Here is a 23294-nt window from a genome sequence, read left to right as displayed (position 1 = left end):
ATGACTGTCAAGACTCTCGAAGACCTGCTCGCCGAGGGTGTGTCCGGGCGGCGCGTTCTGGTCCGGTCGGACCTGAACGTGCCGCTCGACGGCTCGACCATCACCGACGACGGCCGGGTGCGCGCCGCGCTGCCGACCATCCGGCGCCTGGCCGAGGCCGGCGCGAAGGTGATCGTCGCGGCCCACCTCGGCCGCCCGAAGGGCACCCCCGAGGCCAAGTACTCGCTGCGGCCGGTCGCCGACCGGCTCGGCGAGCTGCTCGGCGCCGAGGTCCGGCTCGCCGGTGATGTGGTCGGCGAGCAGGCCCGCGCGGTCGTCGCCGGCCTGGCCGACGGCGACGTCGCCCTGCTGGAGAACGTGCGGTTCGACCCGCGCGAGACCAGCAAGGTGGATCAGGAGCGGGCCGAGCTGGCCCGCGACCTGGCGGCCCTGACCGGCGACAGTGCCAGTGCCTCTGGCGCCGGCGGGCGCGGGGGAGCTTTCGTGTCGGACGGCTTCGGCGTGGTGCACCGCAAGCAGGCCTCGGTCTACGACGTGGCCCGCGCGCTGCCCGCCTACGCCGGCGGCCTGGTGCTCGCCGAGCTGGAGGTGCTGAGCAAGCTGACCGGCGACCCGCAGCGGCCGTACGTGGTCGTGCTCGGCGGGTCGAAGGTGTCGGACAAGCTCGCGGTCATCGAGGCGCTCCTGCCGAAGGTGGACCGCCTGCTCATCGGCGGCGGCATGGCCTTCACCTTCCTGTCCGCCCAGGGCCACGGCGTCGGCTCGTCCCTGCTGGAGCAGGACTACGTGGAGACCGCGCGCAAGCTGCTGGCCGAGCACGCGGACAAGATCGTCGTGCCCTCCGACGTGGTGGTGGCGGACAAGTTCGCGGCCGACGCCGCGACCGACACCGTCGCGGCCGAGAAGATCCCGGACGGCTGGATGGGCCTGGACATCGGCCCGCGCACCACCGAGCACTTCGCGGCCGAGGTGGCCGCGGCGAAGACGGTGTTCTGGAACGGCCCGGCCGGCGTGTTCGAGATGGCCCCGTTCGCGGCCGGCACCAAGGGTGTCGCGCAGGCGATCGCCGACTCGGACGCGTTCAGCGTGGTCGGCGGTGGCGACTCCGCGGCCGCGGTGCGCGTGCTGGGCCTGCCGGAGGAGAAGTTCTCGCACATCTCCACCGGTGGCGGCGCCTCCCTGGAGTACCTCGAGGGCAAGGAACTGCCGGGCGTCGCGGTGCTGGAGGGTGGTGCCTGATGGCGCGCAAGCCGTTCATCGCGGGCAACTGGAAGATGAACCTCAACCACCTCGAGGCCATCGCCCTGGTGCAGAAGATCGCCTTCTCGCTGCCCGAGAAGTACTACGCCAAGGTCGATGTCGCGGTCCTGCCGCCGTTCACCGACATCCGGAGCATCCAGACCCTGGTCGACGGGGACAAGCTGCTGCTGACCTACGGCGCGCAGGACCTCTCGCCGCACGACTCCGGCGCCTACACCGGTGACGTGTCCGGTCCGATGCTCGCCAAGCTCGGCTGCTCCTACGTCACGGTCGGGCACTCCGAGCGGCGCGAGTACCACCACGAGGACGACGAGCTCGTCGGCAAGAAGGTCCGCGCCGCGATCAAGCACGGCATCAAGCCGATCCTGTGCGTCGGCGAGAAGCTCGAGGTGCGGGAGGCCGGCGGACACGTCGCCCACTGCGTCGAGCAGCTGATCGCCGGGCTCAAGGGCCTCAAGCCCGAGCAGGTCAAGGACCACGTCGTGGTCGCCTACGAGCCGGTGTGGGCCATCGGCACCGGCAAGGTGGCGACCTCGACCGACGCCGAGGAGGTCTGCAAGGCGCTGCGCGGCGCCCTGGCCGACAAGTACGGCGCCGAGGTGGCCGACGAGGTCCGCGTGCTCTACGGCGGGTCGGTCAAGTCGGGCAACATCGCCGAGCTGGTCGCGTGCGACAACATCGACGGTGCGCTGGTCGGCGGGGCGAGCCTGCAGGCCGACGAGTTCACCAAGCTGTGCGCGCTGGCCGCGGGTGGGCCGCTGCCGTAACCGGGGGGTCGGCGAGTAGTCTGGCAACCTCAGACCGTCACACGATCAGGCAACTCCCGAAGACCAGAGGATGAGATGAAGCTGTTCCTGCAAATCCTGCTGATCGCGTCCAGCGTGCTGCTCGTGATCGCCGTGCTGCTGCACCGCGGCCGCGGTGGCGGGTTGTCCTCGCTGTTCGGGGGTGGCATGCAGTCGAGCCTGGCGGGGTCGAGCGTGGCCGAGAAGAACCTCGACCGCATCACCCTGCTGCTGGGCGCCATCTGGCTGATCAGCATCGTGGGCCTGGGCCTGCTGCTGAAGGTGTGACGGCCTGAACGCACGGGCGTGCCTATGGGGGGTGCGCCGCCTATCCACACTGTGAGGATTCATGGTTGGCGGTAACGCAATCAGAGGCACCAGGGTCGGTGCCGGTCCGTCCGGTGAGTCGGAGCGCGGTGAGACCGCTCCCCGCCGCCGGGTGTCGTACTGGTGTGCCAACGGGCACGAGTCCAAGCCGTCGTTCGCCATGGACGCGGAGGTGCCGGACGAGTGGGACTGCCCGCGCTGCGGGCTGCCCGCCGGCCAGGACGAGAAGAACCCGCCGGCCGCGCCGCGGACCGAGCCGTACAAGACCCACCTGGCGTACGTGAAGGAACGGCGCAGCGACGCCGACGGTGAGGCCATCCTCGCCGAGGCGCTCGAACGGCTGCGTCAGCGCCGTCAGATCTGAGGAAGCGCTTTCCCGGACACGGACCCGCCTCGCCGGCGCGCACCGGCGGAGCGGGTCCGTTCTGCGTTCCGGACGGTTCCGGGTTGCCGTTCGCGGAGGTCCGCGGCCTGACGCACCGACGCCCGGCCCCGCGCGCGCTGCCGGGGCTCACGCGGGCCGCTGCGCGGTCGGCGGGGCCTGGGGGTCAGACGCCCAGCGGGTAGCGGGCCCGCACGCGGAAGCCGCCGTCCTCGGTGGGGCACGTTTCCAGGCTGCCGCCCAGCAGCCGAGCCCGTTCGGCGAGCCCGGTGAGACCGTAGCCGCCCGAGGGGAGTTCCGTCGCCTCGTGGCAGGGGCGCTCGTTGCGCACCTCCACGCTCAGCGCGCCGTCCTCACCGCGGACGAGGACCGTCGCGGTCGCGCCGGGCGCGTGCTTGCGCACGTTGGTCAGCGCTTCCTGCACCGTGCGGTAGGCCGCTGCCGACACCTTCGGCGGCACGTCGTCGGGCACCTCGTCCATCGTCAGCCGCACCGCGACCGCGCTGTCGTGCACCAGCCGTCCGAGTTCGGCGATCCCGGGTTGCGGGCCGTCGTCCTCCAGCCCGGACCGCAGCACGCCCACCAGCGACCGCAGCTCCTCCAGGGTGCGGGTGGACAGCTGCCGGATGACCTCGGCGGTCTGCCGCGCCGACGGCGACTCCTGCGCGGTGAGCACCCCGGCCTGCATCGCGATCAGGGTGATGTCGTGGGAGACCACGTCGTGCATCTCGCGCGCCAGCCGCGCCCGCTCCTCGGCGCGCACGGCGTCCGCGGTGAGCTTGCGTTCCCGGTCCCGGCTGGCGGCCAGCTCACCCAGCTTCTGGGACAGCTGCGCGCGGGCGCCGATGAGCAGCCCGATCGCGATCGGCATGCCGGCCACCAGGACGCCGTAGATGCCGTCCAGGACGTGCTCGCGCCAGCTCAGCTGGGCGAAGTCGCTCGGCGGCCACTGCACGAACCGGCACATCCACACCAGCGCCGCCCCGACCCACACCTGCCAGTGGGTCTGTTTGCGGGTGGCGAGCATGCCCAGCGCGATCATCGCGGCCAGCTGCGACCAGCCGGTGAGGAAGCCGGGCACGGTCAGCAGCACCACGCCGAACGGCATCCAGCGGCGGCCGGCCAGCGCCAGGCAGGCGAGTCCGGACAGGTAGATCGAGTAGGGCGGCGCCTTCTCGGGGATGACGAGCCAGACGTCGAGCACGGCGATGAGGATGGCGGTGGCGTCGATCGCGAGCGGCACCCACACCGCGCGCCGGGCGAGCGCCGCCCGGCGCGACCGGGTGCCGCGGTGCGCCCGGTCGGCGGCCCCCGCGCCTGGGCCGCCGACCGAAATCCCGATGGAGAGTCCCTCGGAGCTCATGGTTTGGACCTCACTCGTCTTGTGGACTGCCTATGAGAGTCCGAAGTCACCCGATCGGGACGCGAGTGGCCGCAACAATGTGCGGATGCTAACGCGGACCTCACACACCGTGAGGGAGGACGAGTGGCGGGGGCGCCGCCGGCATTAGGAGGGAACTGGCCGCTGGGGCCGCGTTCTGGACCAGGCTGCTGCCCATGGGTGGGCGGCAACCCGGCGGGCCGGGGTGACGAGGCCGGCTCAGTGGGTGGTGGCCGGGCGAACCGTGGCGGGGGAGGGCCACAACCTGGCTGCGCCTGCCGCGCGGACCGCATCGGCGCGGCCCCGTTCCGCGGCGCAGGCCGCCGACGCGGCGCCAAGGGCCAGACAGAGTGAAGGCCCGGCGGCGGCAACGTGGCGGGCCGGCGCGACGAGGCCGGCTATGTCGGTGGCGGCCGGGCGAACCCGTGGTGGGGCTGGGCCGCAGGCCAGACAGAGCGAAGGCCCGCCGGCGGCACCGGCGGGCCTTCACCCCTCACCTCACGCCGTGGGTGGCAGGTACACGTTCGACAGCTTGCCCGCCGCCGCGCGGTCGAGCAGCCACAGCGTCCTCCGCTGGCCGCGGGCGCCCGCCACGGGCACCTGCACCTCACCCGCGCCGGACAGCGCCAGCGCCACCGCGTCGGCCTTCGCCTCACCCGTCGTCATCAGCCAGACGTCGTGGGAGCGCCGGATCGCGGGCAGCGTCAGCGACACGCGCGTCGGCGGGGGCTTGGGGCAGTTGCGCACCGCCACCACCGACCGCTCGGTCTCGTACACCGCCGGCGACTCCGGGAACACCGACGCCGTGTGGCCCTCGCCGCCCAGACCCAGCAGGCAGATGTCGAACTGCGGCACGTCGCCGTGGTCCTCCGGCTGCGCGTTGTCCGCCAGCACCCGCGCGTACGCCGCCGCGGCCGCGTCCACGTCGTCACCGAACTCGCCGTCCGACGCCGCCATCGCGTGCACCCGCTTCGGATCGACGGGCACGTGGTCCAGCAGCGCCTGGCGGGCCTGCTTCTCGTTGCGCTCGTCGTCGTCCGCCGGCACGAACCGCTCGTCGCCCCAGTAGATGTCCAGCCGCGACCAGTCCACCGCGTCCCGGGCGGGGGAACGGCGCAACTGCTCCAGCACCGCGATCCCGGTGCCGCCGCCGGTCAGCACCACCGACGCCGACCCCTTCGCGGCCTGGAGATCCACCAGGCGCGTCACCAGCCGGGCCGCCGCGGCCGCCGCGAGCAGCTCACCGTTCGCGTAGACCACCACTTCCGAGGAGCTCATCACGCGCCCGCCTTCGCCGGCTTCTTCGCGCCCGGCTTCTTGGCCGCCTTGACCGCGCCCGAGGCCAGCTTGTCCAGGCCCTGCAGCGACGCCTCGAACACCTCGTCCGGGTCGAGCCGCCGCAGCTCCTCGATCAGGCAGTCCTTGGTGTTGCGCCGGTGCAGGGCGATCCGCCGCGTCGGCTGGCCCGGCTGCATGAGCGTGCCCACCTTGCCGTCCGGCCGGTGCAGCGCGATCACACCCGAGCGGCGCTCCAGCTCCACCGACACGATGCCCTGCGCCGTCGTCGTCTTGACCCGGCGCACCGGCACCTTCAGGTACTCCGCCAGCCAGCCGGCCAGCAGCTCGGTCGACGGCGAATCGGCCTCACCGGTCACCGTCGCACCGGTGACCTTCTCGTACGGCGGCAGGTCCAGCGCCGCGACCAGCTGGGCGCGCCAGTTGGTCAGCCGCGTCCACGCCAGGTCCGTGTCACCCGGCACGTACGCCTTCCGCCGCGCCGACAGCGCCCTTATCGGGTTGCGCTCTGCCGCCGAGTCGGTGATCCGGCGCTGCGCCAGCTCCCCGATCGGGTCCTGCGCCGGCACCTTCGGGCCGGAGCTGGGCCACCACGCCACGATCGGCGCGTCGGGCAGCAGCAGCGGGATCACCGCGCTCTGGCCCTGCGATGCCAGCGGCCCGTACAGCCGCAGGATGATGACCTCGCTCGCGCCGGCGTCCCCGCCGACGCGGATCTGCGCGTCGATCCGGGCCGCGGCTGTGCGCGACCCGCGGGCCAGCACGATCACCCGGCACGGGTGCTCGCGGCTGGCCTCGTTGGCCGCGTCGATGTGGGCCTCCAGGTGCTCGCCGTCGTCGTCGACGATCACCAGCGTCAGCACCCGGCCCAGCGCGACGGCGCCGCCGCGCTCACGCAGCTCGACCATCTTCCGGTTGACCTGTGAGGTCGTGGTCGAGGGCAGGTCGATGATCACGGGCGCCTCCAGTTCCGGCCGCTGCGCTCCAGGACCTCGTCCGCGGTCTCCGGGCCCCAGGTGCCCGGCGCGTAGGGCTCCGGCGCGCCGTTCTTGGCCCAGAACTCCAGGATCGGGTCGAGGATCTGCCAGGACAGCTCGACCTCTTCGTTGACCGGGAACAACGACGGCTCCCCGAGCAGCACGTCCAGGATCAGCCGCTCGTAGGCCTCCGGCGAGGACTCGGTGAACGCGTGCCCGTAGCCGAAGTCCATCGTGACGTCCCGGACCTCCATCGTGGTGCCCGGCACCTTCGAGCCGAACCGCAGTGTCACGCCCTCGTCCGGCTGCACCCGGATCACCAGGGCGTTCTGCCCCAGCTCCTCGGTGGAGGTGTAGTCGAACGGCAGGTGCGGCGCCCGCTTGAACACGACCGCGATCTCGGTGACGCGGCGGCCCAGCCGCTTGCCGGTGCGCAGGTAGAACGGCACCCCCGCCCAGCGGCGGTTCTGCACCTCCAGCGACACCGCGGCGTAGGTCTCGGTGGTCGAGTCCTTCGCGAACCCGGCCTCCTGCAACAGCCCCGGCACCTTCTTGCCGCCCTGCCAGCCGCCGGTGTACTGGCCGCGCGCCGTGGTCTCGGCGAACGGCTGCATCGGCTTGGTGGCGCGCAGGACCTTGATCTTCTCCGCCCGCAGCGCGCGCGGCTCGAACGACAGCGGCTCCTCCATCGCGGTGAACGCGAGCAGCTGGAGGAGGTGGTTCTGGATCACGTCCCGCGCCGCGCCGATGCCGTCGTAGTACCCGGCGCGACCGCCCAGGCCGATGTCCTCGGCCATGGTGATCTGCACGTGGTCGACGTAGTTGGCGTTCCAGATCGGCTCGAACAGCTGGTTGGCGAAGCGCAGCGCGAGGATGTTCTGGACGGTCTCCTTGCCGAGGTAGTGGTCGATGCGGAACACCGACTCCTCGGGGAAGACGTCGTTGACGATCGCGTTGAGCTCCTTGGCGCTGGCCAGGTCGTGGCCGAACGGCTTCTCGATCACCACGCGGCGCCACGACTCGTCGTCGGAGGTCGCCAGACCCGAGCGGGCCAGCTGCTTGGTCACCACCGGGAACGCGCTGGGCGGGATCGACAGGTAGAACGCGGTGTTGCCACCGGTGCCGCGCTCGGCGTCCAGCTCGCGCACCGTCTGCGCGAGCCGGTCGAACGCGTCGTCGTCGTCGAACGTGCCCTGCACGAAGCGGATGCCCTCGGCGAGCCGGTTCCACACCGACTCGCGGAACGGGGTCCGGGCGTGCTCGGCGACCGCGTCGTGCACGAGCTGCCCGAAGTCCTCGTTCTCCCAGTCCCGCCGCGCGAAACCGACCAGCGAGAACCCGGCGGGCAGCAGGCCGCGGTTGGCCAGGTCGTAGATCGCCGGCATCAGCTTCTTGCGGGAGAGGTCACCGGTGACGCCGAAGATCACCAGGCTGGACGGCCCGGCGATCCGCGGCAGCCGCTTGTCGCGAGGATCCCGCAGCGGGTTGTGCCACGCCTTACTCGTCACTCGGCCTCCTGTACGGCGCGCATCAGTTCGGCCAGGCCCGCGGCCCGGTCGGTCAGGTGCAGCCGCAGCACCGGACGGCCGCGCTCGGTCAGCACCTGGCCGTCGCCGAGCGCCTGCGCGTGCTGCAGCTGGCCCAGGGTGTAGGGCCGGTCCGGCACGTCGAGGTCGTGCTCGTTCGCGCCGGTGATCTGCAGGAAGATGCCGTTCTGGTGACCGCCCTTGTGGTACTGGCCGGTCGAGTGCAGGAACCGCGGCCCCCACCCGAAGGTGGTCTGCAGCCCGGTCCGCTTCGCCAGCTCCGGACGCAGCAGCGCCGCCGAGGCGTCGTCGAGCCGGTCCAGGTAGGCCTGCACCGCGAGGTAGCCGCCCTCCGGCGCGGTCGCCAGGAACTCCCGCAGCACGTCGGACAGCGAGCCGTCCCCGGACACCCCGGCCGGGGCGAAGATCTCCACCGCGTCGTCCACCGCGCTCGGCGTCTCGCCGCCGGACAGCTTCGACGGGTCGTCCAGCAGCGAGCGGGCGGCCTTCTTCGCGGCCTCCACGTCCGGCTGGTCGAACGGGTTGATCTTCAGCAGCCGCCCGGCGATCGCGGTGGCGAACTCCCACAGCAGGAACTGCGCGCCGAGCGAGCCGGTGGTGCCGACCTTGGCGGCGCCGGTGACCGGGCCGATCGCGACCGGGGTCGCGTCGGCGCCCGCGTCGGCGAACCCGGGCGCGGCCGGGCCGTCCACGGCGACCGGCAGCAGGCCGGTGCCGAGCTTGCCGGTCGACTCGGCGATCAGCTGCTCGGCCCAGTCGGCGAACCCGGTGATGCCGGACCCGGTGTCGGCCAGCACGACCTTCTCCGCGCCCGCGTTGTGCGCGGCGCCCCACGCGGCGGCCAGCTTGACCGCCGGGTTGTCCGCGCTGTCCTCGCCGAGCACCTGCGCGGCCGCCGCGGCCTGGTCGAGCAGCCGGGCGATGTCCGCCCCGGCCAGCCCCGCGGGCACCAGCCCGAACGCGGTGAGCGCCGAGTAGCGCCCGCCCACGTGCGGGTCGGCGAGGAACACCTTGCGGTACCCCTCCTTCTCGGCGAGCTCCGACAGGGGCGAGCCCGGGTCGGTGACCACGATGATGCGGCGCGCGGCGTCGATCCCGTTGTCGGCGAACGCCTTCGCGAAGATCCGGCGGTGGCTGTCGGTCTCCACCGTGCCGCCGGACTTCGACGACACCACCAGCACCGTGCGCTGGAGGTCACCGGCGAGCGCGTCGGCGACCTGGCCCGGGTCGGTGGTGTCCAGCACGGTCAGCGCCACGTGCTCGGTCGCCGCGATGACCTCCGGCGCGAGCGAGGAGCCGCCCATGCCGGCGAGGACGATCCGGTCGACGCCCTCGCCGCGCAGCTCCTCGCGCAGCGCCTCGATCTCGCCGATCAGCGGCCGCGACGACTTGTGCAGGGTGGTCCAGGACAGCCGGATCGAGGCCTCGGACTCGGCGTCCGGACCCCACAGGGTGGGGTCCTGCGCCGCGACCTTGGACGCGACCTGGCCGGCGACGAGCTCGCCGACCAGCGGAGCCGCCCGCGCGGCCAGCTCCTCGTCGCTGATCGTGACGGTCAGCTCTTCCCCCACCACGGCGTCAGCCCTTCGCCTTCTCGAGCTGGCCGGTGACGGTCTCCAGCAGCTCGGCCCAGGACTTGTCGAACTTCTCCACGCCCTCGTCCTCCAACGTGCGGAAGACGTCCGGGATGTCGATGCCCACCGCGGCGAGCTTGTCGAACACCTCCTGCGCCTGCGCGCCGGTGCCGGTGACCTTGTCACCCTCGACCTTCGCGTGGTCGGCGGCGGCGAGCAGCGTCTTCTCCGGCATGGTGTTGACCGTGCCGGCGACGACGAGCTGGTCGACGTAGCGGGTGTCCGAGTAGGACGGGTCCTTCACGCCGGTGGAGGCCCACAGCGGGCGCTGCGGCCGGGCGCCGGCGGCGGCCAGGGCCTGCCAGCGGTCGGTGGCGAACAGCTCCTCGTAGGCGGCGTAGGCGAGCCGGGCGTTGGCGATGGCGGCCTCGCCGCGCAGCGCCTTGGCCTCGTCGGTGCCGATCGCGTCCAGCCGCTTGTCGATCTCGGTGTCCACCCGGGACACGAAGAACGAGGCGACCGACTCGATGGTGGCCAGGTCGTGGCCGTTGGCCTTGGCCTGCTCCAGGCCGGCGAAGAAGGCCTCGATCACCTTGCGGTAGCGCTCCACCGAGAAGATCAGCGTGACGTTGACGCTGATGCCCTCGGCCAGCGTCTTGGTGATCGCCGGCAGGCCCTCCTCGGTGGCCGGGATCTTGACCAGGATGTTGGGCCGGTCGACGGTCTTCCACAGGTCCTGCGCCTCGGCGGCCGTCTTGTCGGCGTCGCGGGCCAGGCGCGGGTCGACCTCGATGGACACGCGGCCGTCCACCCCGTTGGTGCGGGTGTAGACGTCGCGGAACAGGTCCGCGGCGTTGCGCACGTCGGTGGTGGTCAGCTCGCGCACGACCGCGTGGACGTCGGCGCCGCGGGCGGCCAGCTCGCGCACCTGCTCGTCGTAGGCCTCGCCGTTGGACAGGGCGTTGGCGAAGATCGTCGGGTTGGTCGTCACGCCGGTCACGTGCCGGTCGCGGATGAGCCCGGCCAGGTTGCCGGAGTTCAGCCGTTCGCGGGACAGGTCGTCGAGCCAGATGGACACGCCGGCCTGGGTCAGCTGAGCAAGGTTGTCGCTCATGACTTCATCCCCTTTTTCGGTGATCAGGAGTTCTTGGTCTTGGCGAGCGAGCGGCGCGCGGCGTCGACCACGGCGTCGGCGGTGAACCCGAACTCGCGGAACAGGGTCTGGTAGTCGGCCGAGGCCCCGAAGTGCTCGATCGAGACGATCTCACCGGCGTCGCCGACCCAGCGGTACCACGGCTGCGCGATGCCGGCCTCGACCGACACGCGGGCCTTCACCCCGCTGGGCAGGACCGACTCCCGGTAGGACTCGTCCTGCGCCTCGAACCACTCGACGCACGGCACCGACACGACCCGCGTGGGCACGCCGTCGGCCTCCAGCGTCTTGCGCGCCTCGACGGCCAGCTGGACCTCGGAACCGGTCGCCATCAGCACGACCTCCGGGGTGCCGGAGGAGGCGTCGGCGAGCACGTAGGCGCCCTTGGCGACCTTGTCCGCGGAGGTGCCCTCGAGCACCGGGACGTTCTGGCGGGTCAGCGCCAGGCCCGACGGGTGGCGCTTGTCCTCCAGCGCGGCCTTCCAGGCGCCGGCGGTCTCGTTGGCGTCGGCGGGCCGGACCACGTTCAGGCCCGGGATGGCGCGCAGCGAGGCCAGGTGCTCGATCGGCTGGTGCGTCGGGCCGTCCTCGCCCAGGCCGATCGAGTCGTGCGTCCACACGTAGATGACCGGCGCGTGCATCAGCGCGGCCAGCCGCACCGGCGGGCGCATGTAGTCGCTGAACACCAGGAAGGTGGCGCCGTACGGGCGGGTGCCGCCGTGCAGCGCGATGCCGTTGAGGATCGAGCCCATGGCGTGCTCGCGGACACCGAAGTGCAGCGTGCGGCCGTAGGGGTTGGCCTGCCACATGCCGGTGGAGGCCTTCTCCGGGCCGAACGAGTCGGCGCCCTTCATGGTGGTGTTGTTGCTCTCGGCCAGGTCGGCCGAACCGCCCCACAGCTCCGGCAGCACGTCGGCCAGCGCGTTGAGGACCTCACCCGAGGCCTTGCGGGTGGCGATGCCCTTGGCGTCGGGCTCCCAGCTGGGCAGCTTCTCGGCCCAGCCCTCGGGCAGGTCGCGGGTGGCCAGCCGGTCGGCGAGCCGCTTGCGCTCCGGGTTGGCGGCGGCCCACGCGTCGAAGCGCTCCTGCCAGGCGGCGCGCTCCTGCTTGCCGCGCTCCAGCGCCTTGCGGGTGTGCTCGAGCACCTCGTCGTCGACCTGGAAGCTGCGCTCCGGGTCGAAGCCGAGGATCTCCTTGACCGCGGCGACCTCGTCGGCGCCCAGCGCGGCGCCGTGCGCCTTGCCGGTGTTCATCTTGTTCGGCGCCGGGTAGCCGATCACGGTGCGCAGCAGGATGAACGACGGGCGGGTGGTCTCCGCCTTGGCCGCCGCGATGGCCTCCTCGATCGCCACGACGTCCTCGCCGCCCTCGACGACCTGGACGTGCCAGCCGTAGGACTCGTACCGCTTGGCGGTGTCCTCGGACAGCGCGATGTTGGTGTCGTCCTCGATCGAGATCTTGTTGTCGTCGTAGATGACGACCAGGTTGCCCAGCTCCTGGCGGCCCGCGATGGACGACGCCTCGGAGGTCACGCCCTCCTCGATGTCGCCGTCGGAGGCGATCACGAAGATGTGGTGGTCGAAGAGGCTCTCGCCGGGGGCGGGCTCGGGATCGAGCAGGCCGCGCTCGCGGCGGGCGGCCATCGCCATGCCGACCGCGTTGGCCAGGCCCTGGCCCAGCGGGCCGGTGGTGGTCTCCACGCCCTTGGTGTGCTGGTACTCCGGGTGACCCGGGGTCTTCGAGCCCCACTTGCGCAGCTGCTTGAGGTCCTCCAGCTCCAGGCCGTAGCCGGCGAGGAACAGCTGGATGTAGAGCGTCAGGCTGGAGTGCCCCGCGGAGAGGACGAACCGGTCACGCGCCGGCCACTCCGGGTCGCTCGGGTCGTGGCGCATGATCCGCTGGAAGAGCGAGTACGCCACCGGCGCCAGGCTCATCGCGGTGCCGGGGTGCCCGCTGCCGCAGTTCTCGACCGCGTCGGCGGCCAGCACCCGGACGGTGTCGACCGCGCGGGTGTCGAGGTCGGTCCAGTCGGCGGGCAGGTTCCGCCGCAGCAATGGGTTGTTCTCGCTGATGGAGGCGATATCGGACACTGAACTCGAACTCCCCGTCCTTCTCGGTGACATCTTCTGTTCGCAGGGGTCTCGCGCGCGCAGGCTCCACTCATCTCAATCGATCCGGAAGAGACGATATTCCTGCTAGCGGGCGTGCGCACGACCACAAGCGCAACCCCGGGCGCCAGCCTAGTAGGTCGGGTACCCGGCGCCTCCGGGGCCGACACACGCGGCCGGGGCACCCCGGTGCGCGCGGGGTGCCGACCCGGCGATTACGATCGGTTGCGGTGCCGGGCCGCCCTCGGCGCCACCGAATCTGACTCAGGGAGCGGAATTGTCGTTGGTGAACGCTGCGCACGGGCGCAGTGACAGCACCAGCGCTGTCGACCCCGGAGGCGAGCGCCCGCGCGGTCTGCGGCGCGTGAGCCGGATCGTCGGCGCCTACGTCGCCCTGACCAAGCCTCAGGTCATCGAGCTGCTGTTGGTCACCACCATCCCGGCGATGTTCCTCGCCGCGCGCACGATCCCGTCGCCGTGGCTGATCCTGGCGACGCTGGTCGGCGGCACCATGGCCGCGGGCAGCGCGAACGCGCTCAACTGCGTGATCGACGCCGACATCGACAAGGTGATGAACCGGACCAAGCGGCGCCCGCTGGTGCGGGACTCGGTGCCCCGGCGCAACGCCCTGGTGTTCGCGCTGGCGCTGGGTGCCGGTTCGTTCGCGATGCTGTACTTCACGGTGAACCTGCTGGCCGCCGTGCTGGCGATCGCGACGATCCTGTTCTACATCTTCGTCTACACGCTGGTGCTCAAGCGGCGCACGGCGCAGAACGTGGTGTGGGGCGGGGCCGCCGGCTGCATGCCGGTGGTGATCGGCTGGGCCGCGGTCACCGGCACGGTGCAGTGGCCGGCGTTCGTGATGTTCGCCGTCATCTTCTTCTGGACACCGCCGCACACCTGGGCGCTGGCCATGAAGTACAAGGACGACTACGAGCGCGCCGGCGTGCCGATGCTGCCGGTGGTCGCCACGGCCGAGCACGTCGCCCGCCAGATCCTGATCTACTCGTGGGTCATGGTCGGCTGGACGCTGCTCCTGCTGCCCGCGACGAGCTGGCTGTACGCGAGCTTCGCGGTGCTGGCCGGGTCGTGGTTCCTCTTCTACGCGCACCGCCTGTACTCCGGCGTCAAGCGCGGGGTGGAGACCAAGCCGATGGCGCTGTTCCACCGGTCGAACACGTACCTGATGATCCTGTTCTGCGCCCTCGCGGTGGACTCGGCGATCGGCCTGCCCACGCTCGGCCTGCCGTTCTGACGCGCGGCCGGGAATTCCCGGGCGTCGGCCTTCGTTGATCCCAGGCCGACCAATCACCCGAACGCCGAAAGTGGGTTGCTCTTGTCCGTGGCTGGGGACCGCCAACCAGACAACGCCACCGACCTCCAGCGCGAGCAGGACTACGTGTCCATGCTCTACCGCAGGCTCGACGCCGAACGCGAAACCACCGAGCGCCGCCTGGAGCGGGCGCTGCGCTCCCCGGGGGAGACGCCGCAGGAAAGCGCCGAGCGGGACGCCGCCAGCAGCCTCCACCACGAACGGCTCGCGCAGCTCGGCTCGGTCGAGCAGGGCCTGTGCTTCGGCCGGCTCGACTTCCACGACCAGGCCGGGCCCGCCTACATCGGCCGCCTCGGGCTGTTCGACTCCGACGGCGACTACGAGCCGCTGCTGCTGGACTGGCGCGCGCCCGCCGCGCGACCGTTCTACCTGGCCACCGCCGCGTCGCCGGAGGGCGTGCGGCGCCGCAGGCACATCCGCACGCTCAGCCGCAAGGTCGTCGGCCTCGACGACGAGATCCTCGACCTGCGCGCGGCCGACGGGCAGCAGGCCGACCTGGGGCTGGCCGGTGAGGCAGCCCTGCTGGCCGCGCTGGAGCGCAAGCGCACGGGTGAGATGGGCGACATCGTCGCCACCATCCAGGCCGAACAGGACGACATCATCCGCGACGAGCTGGGCGGCGTGGTCGTCGTGCAGGGCGGGCCGGGCACCGGCAAGACCGCCGTGGCCCTGCACCGGGCCGCCTACCTCCTCTACACCTACCGCCAGCAGCTCGCCTCGCGCGGTGTCCTGGTGGTCGGCCCGAACAGCACGTTCCTGCGCTACATCGGCCAGGTCCTGCCCTCGCTCGGGGAGACCGGCGTGCTGCTGTCCACGATCGGACAGCTGTTCCCCGGCATCCGGGCGCGCGGCGCGGACAGCCGGGAGGCGGCCGAGGTCAAGGGCCGCCCGGTCATGGTCGACGTCCTCACCCGGGCCGTCGCCGACCGCCAGCGGGTGCCGGAGGAGAAGTTCGAGGTCGCCTTCGACGACGACGTGCTGGTGCTGGACCCGGACGTGGTGGAACGGGCCCGCGACAAGGCCCGGCGCACCCGCCGTCCGCACAACCTCGCGCGGCGCGTGTTCGTCGACGCGATGCTGGACGCGCTGACCGAGCGGGCCGCCGTTCGCATGGAGGTCGACCTGTTCGAAGGGGTCCCCGACATCCCGCTCGAGGCGGGCGAGGACCCCGACGCGCCGGTGCTGGACGCGGGGGATCGGGTGGAGATCCGCAAGGAGCTGTCCGAGTCCGGCACCGTGGCGGCCGCGCTCGACGAGCTGTGGCCGAAGCTCACCCCGCAGCGGCTGCTGCGCGACCTGTTCGCCGACGCCGGCCGCCTGCTGTCCGCCTCCGACGGGCTGCTCTCCGACGACGACCGCGGCGCGCTGAAGCGCCCGGCCCGCTCGCCCTGGACGCCGGGTGACGTGCCGTTGCTCGACGAGCTGGCCGAGCTGCTCGGCGAGGACGACGCGGCCGAGCGCGAGGCCCGCGAGCGACGGGAGCGCGAGGAGCGCGCCTACGCCGAGGGTGTGCTCGACATCATGGACCAGGACGAGGAACTCCTGGACGAGGACCAGATCAACATCGCCGACATCCTCGACGCCGAGCTGTTCGCCGAGCGGCAGGAGCGCAGCAGCCACCTGACCGCCGCGCAGCGTGCCGCGCGCGACCGGACCTGGACGTTCGGGCACGTCATCGTGGACGAGGCGCAGGAGCTGTCGGCGATGGACTGGCGGCTGCTGATGCGGCGCTGCCCGAGCCGGTCGATGACCGTCGTCGGGGACGTCGCGCAGACCGGCGCGCCCGGTGGCGCGTCGTCCTGGCGGGACATGCTCGGCCGGTACGTCGGGGACCGCTGGCGCCTGCGCGAGCTCACGGTCAACTACCGCACGCCGGTGGAGATCATGAACCTCGCCGCCGAAGCCCTGCACGAGGTCGATCCGCGGCTGCGGGTGCCCACGTCGGTGCGGGAGACCGGGGTGCCGCCGTGGCGAGCGCCGCTCGGCGAGCGGCCGCTGGCGTCCATTGTGGACGAGGAGGTGGCGGCCGCGGACGGCGGCACCGTCGCGGTGCTGGTTCCCGCGTCCCGGCTCGGCGCGGTCCGGTCCGAACTGGACGGTCACGGCGACGCGGTGTCGGTGCTGACCGTGGCCGAGGCCAAGGGACTGGAGTTCGACGGGGTCGTGGTGCTCGCGCCGGAGGAGATCGTGGCCGAGTCGCCGCGCGGGTGGAACGACCTGTACGTGGCGTACACCCGTGCCACGCAACGACTCGGCATCTTGTACTCCGCCGGACGGCCGACGTCAACGCCCGGTTAAGGTGTCGCCATGCGTAACGCTGGCAAGATCGTGCTCGCGGCGGCAGCCGCCCTCGCTCTCGGGGCCTGCGCGCCCGACCAGGACCCGTCGTCCTTCCCGCCCGGTGGCGGCCCGACCTACCCGGCGCCGGAGCCGGCTGGGGCGTCCGCGAGCGCCTCGGCGGGGCACGGCACGGGCAGCGCCGCGCACGAGTGCACCGCGGACGACATCACCGTGAGCGGCGAGTTCGGCAGCAAGCCGACGATCACCATCCCGGACGACTGCGGTGCGCCGACCAAGCTGCTGACCAAGGACCTGAAGCCGGGCACCGGCGCCACCGCGCACGCCGGCAGCACGCTGCAGATGGACTACGACCTGGTCACCTGGTCGGACAAGGTGGACCAGCAGAACTCGTTCGGGTCGGCGCCGTTCTCGTTCGCGCTCGGCGAGGGCACCGCGATCCCGGGCTGGGACCAGGGGCTGGAGGGCATCAAGCAGGGCGGCCGCCGCCTGCTGGTCATCCCGCCGGACCTCGGCTACGGCGCGCGCGGCAACGGCCCGATCAAGCCGAACGAGACGCTGGTCTTCGTGGTCGACGCGGTGCAGGTCACGGGCTGACGTCCGGCGGCCGCCGCGCCCGCGCGGCGGCCGGTGGTGGCCGGGCCTCGTTCGCGTGGCCGGGATGGTGGCAGCGTCCGCTGGAGGGGTGGGCGGCGCCTGATCGCCGTCCGGAACGGAGTCTGACCATGGACGTGCGTGGTGCGGTCGCGGTGGTCACCGGTGCCTCGTCGGGCATCGGGGCGGCCACCGCGCTCCGGCTGCACGAGGCTGGTGCTCGCCTCGTGCTGCACGGGCGGGACGGCGACCGGCTTGCCGCGCTCGCCGAGCGTACCGGCGGCGTCGCCGTGCGTGCCGACTTCGCCGAGCCCGGCGGCGTCGAGGCCGCGGCCGCCGAGATCACCGCCCGGGCCGGCCGCGTCGACGTGCTCGTCAACAACGCCGGCCTGGGCTACGCCGGACCGGTGGCCGGCATGTCCGGCGCCGACGTCCGGCGGCTGCTCGCCGTGAACCTCACCGCGCCCGTCGAACTGACCCGCGCCCTGCTGCCCGCCCTCCTCGACCGGCCCCGCGCGGCAGTGGTCTTCGTCACATCCATCGCCGGCCGGGCGGGGGTGGCGGGGGAGTCGGTCTACTCCGCGACCAAAGCCGGGGTGGACGTGTTCGCCGAGAGCCTGCGGCTGGAACTGGCCGGGACCGGGGTGCGGGTCGGCGTCGTCGTGCCCGGTGTGGTGGACACCGAGTTCTTCGCCCGCCGCGGCCGTCCCTACCAGCGCCGCAGCCCCCGGCCGGTGCCCGCGGGCAAGGTCGCCCAGGCGGTGGTCGAGGCGATCACGGCCGAACGGGCCGAGCAGTACGTCCCGCGCTGGCTGAGACTGCCAATCGCGGTGCGCGCGACCGCGCCCTCGGTGTACCGTGCACTATCTGCCCGGTTCGGGGGTTCGAGCTGAGTTCCCGGAATCTTTCCGCCACTGGAAGCGCTGAAAGGTGACGTGTTAGTCCCGGTATTCCTCGGATTCGCCGCGGCGTTCCTGTTCGCGGCGTCTGCCGCGCTGCAACGACGCGCGGTGATCGAGGTTGCCGACACCGACGCCGGCGGGCGCGCCGCGCGGCACCGCGTCCCCGTACTGTGGCTGATCCGCAAGCTGTTGCGCAAGAGGGTGTGGCTCGCGGGATGGGCCACGAACCTGTTGGGCTTTTTCAGCCAGGCCGCCGCGCTGCACTTCGGGTCGATCGCGCTCGTGCAGCCCCTGCTCGTCACCCAGCTGCTCTTCGCGCTGCCGATGGCCTCGGCCGCGATCAAGCGCTGGCCGCCGCTGCGGGACTGGCTCGCCGGGCTCGCCATCACCGGGGGCGTGGTGGTGTTCCTGGCGGTCGAGGGCACCGCGCCGCTGGGCGGGTCGCCGGACCAGGGCCGCCTGCTCATCGCCGTGCTGATCGCCGCGGCCACCGTCGTCACCCTCGTGCAGGTCGCCCAGAACCGCGGCCCGCTCCTGCACAGCGCGCTCATCGCCACCGCTGCCGGCATCTGCTACGCGATCAGCGCAGCCATGATGAAGCTGACCACCGACCTGCTGTTGAACGAGGGTGTCGCTCACACCGCGCTCACCTGGCCGGGGTACGTGCTGGCGCTGTCGACCTTCTCCGGGCTGCTGCTCGGGCAGCAGGCGTACGGGTCGGGTTCGCTGTCCGCGGGGATCGCCGTGATGTCCATCGTCAACCCCGCGGCCAGCTACTTCCTGGGGCTACTGGCGTTCAACGCGACCCTGGTCACCGAGCCGGGCCCGCTCGCGGCGACGGCGGGCGCGGCCGCGCTGCTGATCGTCGGCGTGTTCGGCCTGGCGCACTCGCCGAGCGTCCAGGCGGAGACCAGCCGGTCCGCCCAACGCGGGGTTTATCCCGGAAGTGGTAAATTCCCGGGAACCGTCCCCACCCGTTCTTCGGACTCCTTCGCTCAGGAATAACTCAGGTTTCCGGCGTAGGTTTCGGGCCCGGCGGGTGGTGGAACCTACAGAGCCTGTCGATTGAGTGCGCTGCCCCCGCGCACCCAGGCAGACCCTTGGAGGCTGGAACCCGTGCACCACCGAGCGTCGTCCGGCGAGCGCCATTTGGTGATCGAAATACCGCATTTGCGGAAAACGATCAAGGATGCGGCGATTCTGTTGCTGGAAACCGTCGTCATCCCGTCGGTGCTCCTGGCGTTGCTGCTGAATTTCGTCGGTCTGGTTCCCGCGTTGTGCGCGGTGCTCGGATGGGCGGCGGTCGTCATCGGCGCCCGGCGCCTGATGAAGCGCGATATGCCCCGCACGCTGCTGCTGTGCACGGCGATGCTGGTCGGCCGGGCGGCGGTCGCGCTGATCACGTCCAGCGCGGTCGTGTACGTGCTGCAACCGGCCGTGGGCTCGGTGCTGATGTTCCTGATCTTCGTCGGCAGCGCGATGATCGGGCGCCCCATCACGGCGCGCCTGGCCAAGGACTTCGTGCGGCTGCCCGCGGAGCTGTTCAAGCACCGCACGGTGAACCGCGTGTTCATCGAGGTGGCCCTCCTGTGGGGCGGCTCGCGGCTCATCGACGCCGCGATGACCATCGGGTTCCTGCACTGGGGCGTCGAGGCGGGCCTGATGTCGCGCGGCATCCTCAGCGGCCTGCTGACCGCGCTGACCGTCGCGGCCTGCGTGGGCCACGGCTGGCGCAAACTCCGCCGCGACGGCGTGACGCTCCGCTTGGCCGGCCGCCACACCCCGGCACCAGCGGCCGCCTGACCTCCCGCGAGCCCCGTGGCCGCGAGTCCCACGCTCCCGCGGGCGAGTTCCACGCTCCCGCGGGTGAGTCCCACGCTCCCGTGGGTGAGTCCTGCGCTCGCGCGGGTGAGTCCTGCGCTCGCGCGGGTGGCGGCCGCCGCCTGAGCTCCGGTTTCGCCCGCCGTCGTGGCGGCGCGATCGCGACTGCCGGCAACTCCCCGCGCACGGGCGGCTCCGCCGCGTCGAAGGCGTGCCCGCGCCGGGCGTCTCCCACTGCATTACGGGGTCGAACGGTGATTCGAGCAAGCGCACCGGCCACGAAGCGTGGTATATGACGGTGTGCTCACCGTCGGTTCCACCTCACGGTCCCCGGTGGTCCAGGACGCCCGCGCGGCGGCCGTCCGGCGCCCGGGCTGGTGGGGTGAACTGCTGCTCGGGCTCGCCCTGTTCGGGGTGTACCTGCTGGTCGAGGCGTTCCCGCTGCCCGGCCGCGAGCCCCGCGCGCACGCCAACGGCGAGGCGCTGCTGGCGTTCGAGCGCTGGATGCACCTGGACTTCGAGCTGCCGGTCAACCTGTGGCTCGCCGAGCAGGGCTGGATCCGCGTCTTCGCCAACTACGAGTACGCGATCACCTACATCGCGAGCGCGATCATCCTGCTGATCTGGGTGCACGCCCGCCACCCGGTGCACTACCGCTCGGTGCGCAACAGCTTCGTCTGGCTGAACCTGTTCGCGCTCGCCTGCTTCTGGCTCTACCCGGTCGCGCCGCCGCGGATGCTCGAAGGCGCCGGGTTCGTCGACACCGTCCGGCTCGGGCACACCTTCCTGTCCTGGGGCTCGCCGATGCTCCAGGGCGCCAACCAGCTGGCCGCGATGCCCTCGCTGCACGTCGGGTGGGCGCTGTGGGTCTCCGTCGTCCTCGCCCGCATCCGCGGCGGCTGGCTCGTGCAGATCGTCAGCGCGATCCACGTCGCCATCACGTTCGCGGTCATCATCGCCACCGGCAACCACTACTGGATCGACGCGGCCGCCGCCGTGGTGTTCATCGCCGCGGCCACCTGGATCGCCCAGGTCGCCCGGCCGGTCGACCGGGTGTCCGCCTCCGACACGTTCTTCCTGCACGTCGAGACCCCGGCCTACCCGCAGCACGTCGGCGGGCTGATCATGCTCGACACCACCGCCTGCCCCGCCGGGCCGACGCGCGAGTGGGTGCAACAGGCCATCCGCGACAAGCTGCCCGCGATGCCCCGCTACGCGCAGCGCCTGTCGGACTACTCGCCCTGGCGGCGGCAGCACTGGGTGCCGCACCCGGACATCGACTGGGACTGGCACGTCCCCGACTTCGACCTGACCCGCCCGGACGGCACGCCCGGCGGGATGGGGGCGCTGCACGAGCTGGTCGCGCGGTTCCAGAGCGAGCCGCTGCCCCGGGACCGGCCGCTGTGGCGGTTCGCCGTCGTGCGCGGCGTCGAGGAGAACACCGCGGCGGTGATCTCGCTGGTGCACCACGCGGTCGCCGACGGCATCGGCACGATCAGCCTGATGCTCGAACTGTTCGACTCGCCCAGCCTGCTCGACGGGATCAACGAGACGAAGCAGCCCAACGCCCTGCAGAAGGCCGCCGCCGGGGCGGTGGGGCTGGCACAGCTGGCCACCGACGGGCGGCCCAAGACCCGGCTGCCGTCGGGCGACCCGCCGGACCGCCGCTACGCGACCCTGCAGATCCCGCTCGACGACGTCCGCGAGCTCGCGCGCAAGCACGGCGTGCGGGTGACCGACCTGCTCCTGGGCGGGGTGGCCGGGGCGCTGCGGCGGATCGCGGTCGCGCCGCTGCCGGAGTCGATGCTGACCTCGGTCACGCTGATGGCCGCCGAACCGCGGCCCGGCGCGGAGGGCAACGTCACCGCCGCGGTGATGGTGGACATCCCGCTCGGCGAGATGCCCGAAGCCGAACGCCTGCGGCGCATTGCCAAGGCCACCAGGCGGTTGCGCACCGGCACCCGGGTCGTCGCGTCCCGGTTCGTGCAGCACACGCTGGCCGGCCTGATGCCGCCGTTCTGCCACTCCTGGTTCGCCCGGACTGTCTACAATGAACGGTTCTTCCACGGCACGGTGTCCAACATGCCCGGTGCGGCGTGGCAGGTGAACTTCGGGGACTTCCCGCTGCGCACCGCGTTCGCCATCATCCCGCTCGCGCCGGGCACGCCGTTCACCATCGGCGTGCTCGGGTGGTACGGCTCGTTCTCGATGAGCGCCACCGTGGACACGGCGCTGGTGGACAGCGTGGACGGTTTCCTCGCCGAGTTCCGCGCGGTGCTGGCGGAACTGGACTGAAGAGTCAGAGGTCGCCGGATTCCGTGCCGCCCCAGGCGAGGGCGAGCGTGAGGCGGCGGCGGTTGTCCGGGTCGTCCAGGCTCTCGCCGAACAGCTCACGCAGCTGGGTCATGCGGTAGCGCACGGTCTGCGGGTGGATGTGCAGCTCCTCCGCCATCGCCCGGCGGTCGCCCAGGTGCCGCAGCCAGCACGCGAGCGTCTCGCACAACCGCTTGCGCGTCACCGGGCCGAGGGGCGCCAGGGGAGCCAGGCACTGGTGCCGCAGCGCGTCGAACAGCTTCGCGTCGCGGCGCACGATGATCGAGTCCAGGTGCTCGTCGACGAACACCGGATCGTCCTCCAGCACGTGCGTGCGGCGCAGCTGCGCGGCCAGCTCGGCGACGTGCATGCTGGCCGGCAGGTGCTCCAGCGGCACGGCGTGCCCGACCACCGCGCCCGCGCCGCGCAACGCCGACGCCAGCCGCTGGCGCCGCTGCGGACCGTCCGGATCGGGCACGATGGCGCAGACCAGCCGTTGCCGCCGGACGTGCAGCGACGAGTTCCCCAGCCGCCCCAGCAGCGCGCTGCCGACCGGGTTGTCCGGCTCCACCAGGACCACCGCAGCCTGCCGGGGAAGGGGCCAGTCCACCCGGGCCGCGGCGGCGCGAATCGCGGCGGAATCGGAACGGTCGGACAGCAACATGTCGGCGAGCTCGTCGCGCAGCCGTTCCCGCATCGCCGCCGATTCGGACTGCTCCAGCACGTATCCGCGCGCCGACGCCGAGGACAGCTGGTCCACGAAGATGAACACCGCCTCGGCCAGCGAGGCGAACATGTCGGAGGGGACACCGACCTCGAGCGCGACCTCGGCGACGTGGTGCCAGGCCACCCGCGCGCCGATCTGGTAGGCCGACAGCAGGCTCGTCAGGTCGCGGCCCTGCTGCCACTGGGCGCGCCCGATCTCCTCGAACAGCGGCTGCTCGCCGAACCGGTCGCCGGCCTGGTCGGCGATGCCGGACAGTTCCGCGATGTCCCATTTGGCCATCCGCAGCAGCCGCTGCAGGAACATGTTGGCGGAGACCAGGACCTCGTCCCGCTCGGTGACGATGAACTCGGCGTAGTCCGGCCAGTGCTCGTTCAGCAGCCGCGCCACGTCGTCCAGCATCCGGGGCAACCGCTTCGAGGTCGCCGCCGCCAGCTCCGCCAGCGTGCCGTCGCTGGTCTCCGCTCGTCTGCCGGTCATGTCGTGGACCCCCACTCGCCGCCCGCGTGCCGTCCATCG

19 protein-coding genes are annotated in these 23294 nt (G+C 72.1%); 11 read left to right on the top strand and 8 right to left on the bottom strand.

Annotation, left to right across the window (positions count from 1 at the left end):
- From L1857_RS23360 to L1857_RS23345, 4 genes are all read left to right on the top strand, one after another.
- Positions 1 to 1239 (top strand): phosphoglycerate kinase, encoded by a 1239-nt coding sequence (locus tag L1857_RS23360; protein WP_094008078.1) that lies wholly within the window; start codon positions 1 to 3, stop codon positions 1237 to 1239.
- Entirely contained in the window at positions 1239 to 2027 is a 789-nt protein-coding gene (tpiA, locus tag L1857_RS23355) for a triose-phosphate isomerase (RefSeq protein ID WP_116110777.1), read from the top strand. The genes L1857_RS23360 and tpiA overlap by 1 nt, the downstream gene beginning before the upstream one ends.
- Before the next feature lie 75 nt (positions 2028 to 2102).
- Positions 2103 to 2333 (top strand): preprotein translocase subunit SecG, encoded by a 231-nt coding sequence (secG, locus tag L1857_RS23350; protein WP_017983033.1) that lies wholly within the window; start codon positions 2103 to 2105, stop codon positions 2331 to 2333.
- A gap of 61 nt (positions 2334 to 2394) precedes the next feature.
- The gene (locus tag L1857_RS23345) at positions 2395 to 2736 is read left to right on the top strand and encodes an RNA polymerase-binding protein RbpA (RefSeq protein WP_094008076.1); all 342 of its coding nucleotides are present in this window, start codon (positions 2395 to 2397) and stop codon (positions 2734 to 2736) included.
- 184 nt (positions 2737 to 2920) lie between these two features.
- Here the strand turns inward: L1857_RS23345 and L1857_RS23340 are convergent, their stop codons facing one another.
- The 7 genes from L1857_RS23340 to tkt all read right to left on the bottom strand — a co-directional run bounded on the left by L1857_RS23340 (position 2921) and on the right by tkt (position 12772).
- A complete protein-coding gene (locus L1857_RS23340; protein ID WP_249466318.1) occupies positions 2921 to 4117 on the bottom strand; it encodes a sensor histidine kinase in 1197 nt (398 codons plus the stop codon).
- Between the two features lie 516 nt (positions 4118 to 4633).
- Positions 4634 to 5413 carry a 6-phosphogluconolactonase gene (gene pgl, locus L1857_RS23330; RefSeq protein ID WP_094008074.1) on the bottom strand — a complete coding sequence of 260 codons (780 nt, stop codon included), beginning with the start codon at positions 5411 to 5413 and terminating at the stop codon, positions 4634 to 4636.
- On the bottom strand, positions 5413 to 6387 hold the full coding sequence (opcA, locus tag L1857_RS23325; protein WP_094008073.1) for a glucose-6-phosphate dehydrogenase assembly protein OpcA: 975 nt from the start codon (positions 6385 to 6387) through the stop codon (positions 5413 to 5415). Before opcA ends, pgl begins: the two co-directional genes overlap by 1 nt.
- The gene (zwf, locus tag L1857_RS23320; protein ID WP_094008072.1) at positions 6384 to 7916 is read right to left on the bottom strand and encodes a glucose-6-phosphate dehydrogenase; all 1533 of its coding nucleotides are present in this window, start codon (positions 7914 to 7916) and stop codon (positions 6384 to 6386) included. The genes opcA and zwf overlap by 4 nt, the downstream gene beginning before the upstream one ends.
- Positions 7913 to 9529 carry a glucose-6-phosphate isomerase gene (locus tag L1857_RS23315; RefSeq protein WP_094008071.1) on the bottom strand — a complete coding sequence of 539 codons (1617 nt, stop codon included), beginning with the start codon at positions 9527 to 9529 and terminating at the stop codon, positions 7913 to 7915. The genes zwf and L1857_RS23315 overlap by 4 nt, the downstream gene beginning before the upstream one ends.
- A gap of 4 nt (positions 9530 to 9533) precedes the next feature.
- Complete coding sequence (gene tal / locus L1857_RS23310) at positions 9534 to 10643, bottom strand: transaldolase (protein ID WP_094008070.1); 1110 nt, start codon at positions 10641 to 10643, stop codon at positions 9534 to 9536.
- Positions 10644 to 10666: 23 nt separating this feature from the next.
- On the bottom strand, positions 10667 to 12772 hold the full coding sequence (gene tkt / locus L1857_RS23305) for a transketolase (RefSeq protein ID WP_249466316.1): 2106 nt from the start codon (positions 12770 to 12772) through the stop codon (positions 10667 to 10669).
- A gap of 295 nt (positions 12773 to 13067) precedes the next feature.
- On the opposite strand from tkt, the gene L1857_RS23300 reads away from it, so the two are divergent.
- The 7 genes from L1857_RS23300 (at position 13068) to L1857_RS23270 (ending at position 22033) form a co-directional block, all read left to right on the top strand.
- Positions 13068 to 14045, top strand: a complete 978-nt coding sequence (locus L1857_RS23300) for a heme o synthase (protein ID WP_094008068.1) — start codon at positions 13068 to 13070, stop codon at positions 14043 to 14045.
- Positions 14046 to 14132: 87 nt separating this feature from the next.
- Positions 14133 to 16421, top strand: a complete 2289-nt coding sequence (locus L1857_RS23295) for an AAA family ATPase (RefSeq protein WP_249466313.1) — start codon at positions 14133 to 14135, stop codon at positions 16419 to 16421.
- Positions 16422 to 16430: 9 nt separating this feature from the next.
- Positions 16431 to 17018: an FKBP-type peptidyl-prolyl cis-trans isomerase gene (locus L1857_RS23290; RefSeq protein WP_094008066.1), complete on the top strand. Its 588-nt coding sequence runs from the start codon at positions 16431 to 16433 to the stop codon at positions 17016 to 17018.
- A gap of 128 nt (positions 17019 to 17146) precedes the next feature.
- Positions 17147 to 17908 (top strand): SDR family NAD(P)-dependent oxidoreductase, encoded by a 762-nt coding sequence (locus tag L1857_RS23285; RefSeq protein WP_116110782.1) that lies wholly within the window; start codon positions 17147 to 17149, stop codon positions 17906 to 17908.
- A gap of 42 nt (positions 17909 to 17950) precedes the next feature.
- A complete protein-coding gene (locus L1857_RS23280) occupies positions 17951 to 18922 on the top strand; it encodes a DMT family transporter (RefSeq protein WP_116110783.1) in 972 nt (323 codons plus the stop codon).
- Between the two features lie 111 nt (positions 18923 to 19033).
- A complete protein-coding gene (locus L1857_RS23275) occupies positions 19034 to 19720 on the top strand; it encodes a DUF3159 domain-containing protein (RefSeq protein ID WP_094008063.1) in 687 nt (228 codons plus the stop codon).
- A 351-nt stretch (positions 19721 to 20071) separates the two neighbouring features.
- Positions 20072 to 22033, top strand: a complete 1962-nt coding sequence (locus L1857_RS23270) for a bifunctional phosphatase PAP2/O-acyltransferase family protein (protein ID WP_233157466.1) — start codon at positions 20072 to 20074, stop codon at positions 22031 to 22033.
- A 4-nt stretch (positions 22034 to 22037) separates the two neighbouring features.
- Here L1857_RS23270 and L1857_RS23265 read toward each other — a convergent pair whose 3' ends face one another.
- Complete coding sequence (locus tag L1857_RS23265) at positions 22038 to 23255, bottom strand: PucR family transcriptional regulator (RefSeq protein WP_233157465.1); 1218 nt, start codon at positions 23253 to 23255, stop codon at positions 22038 to 22040.
- Positions 23256 to 23294 lie beyond the last annotated feature (39 nt).

Origin of the sequence: Amycolatopsis thermalba, assembly GCF_023376025.1 — a bacterium.
Taxonomy (GTDB): Bacteria; Actinomycetota; Actinomycetes; order Mycobacteriales; family Pseudonocardiaceae; genus Amycolatopsis_E; species Amycolatopsis_E thermalba.
This window is presented reverse-complemented; position numbering and strand designations above follow the sequence as displayed.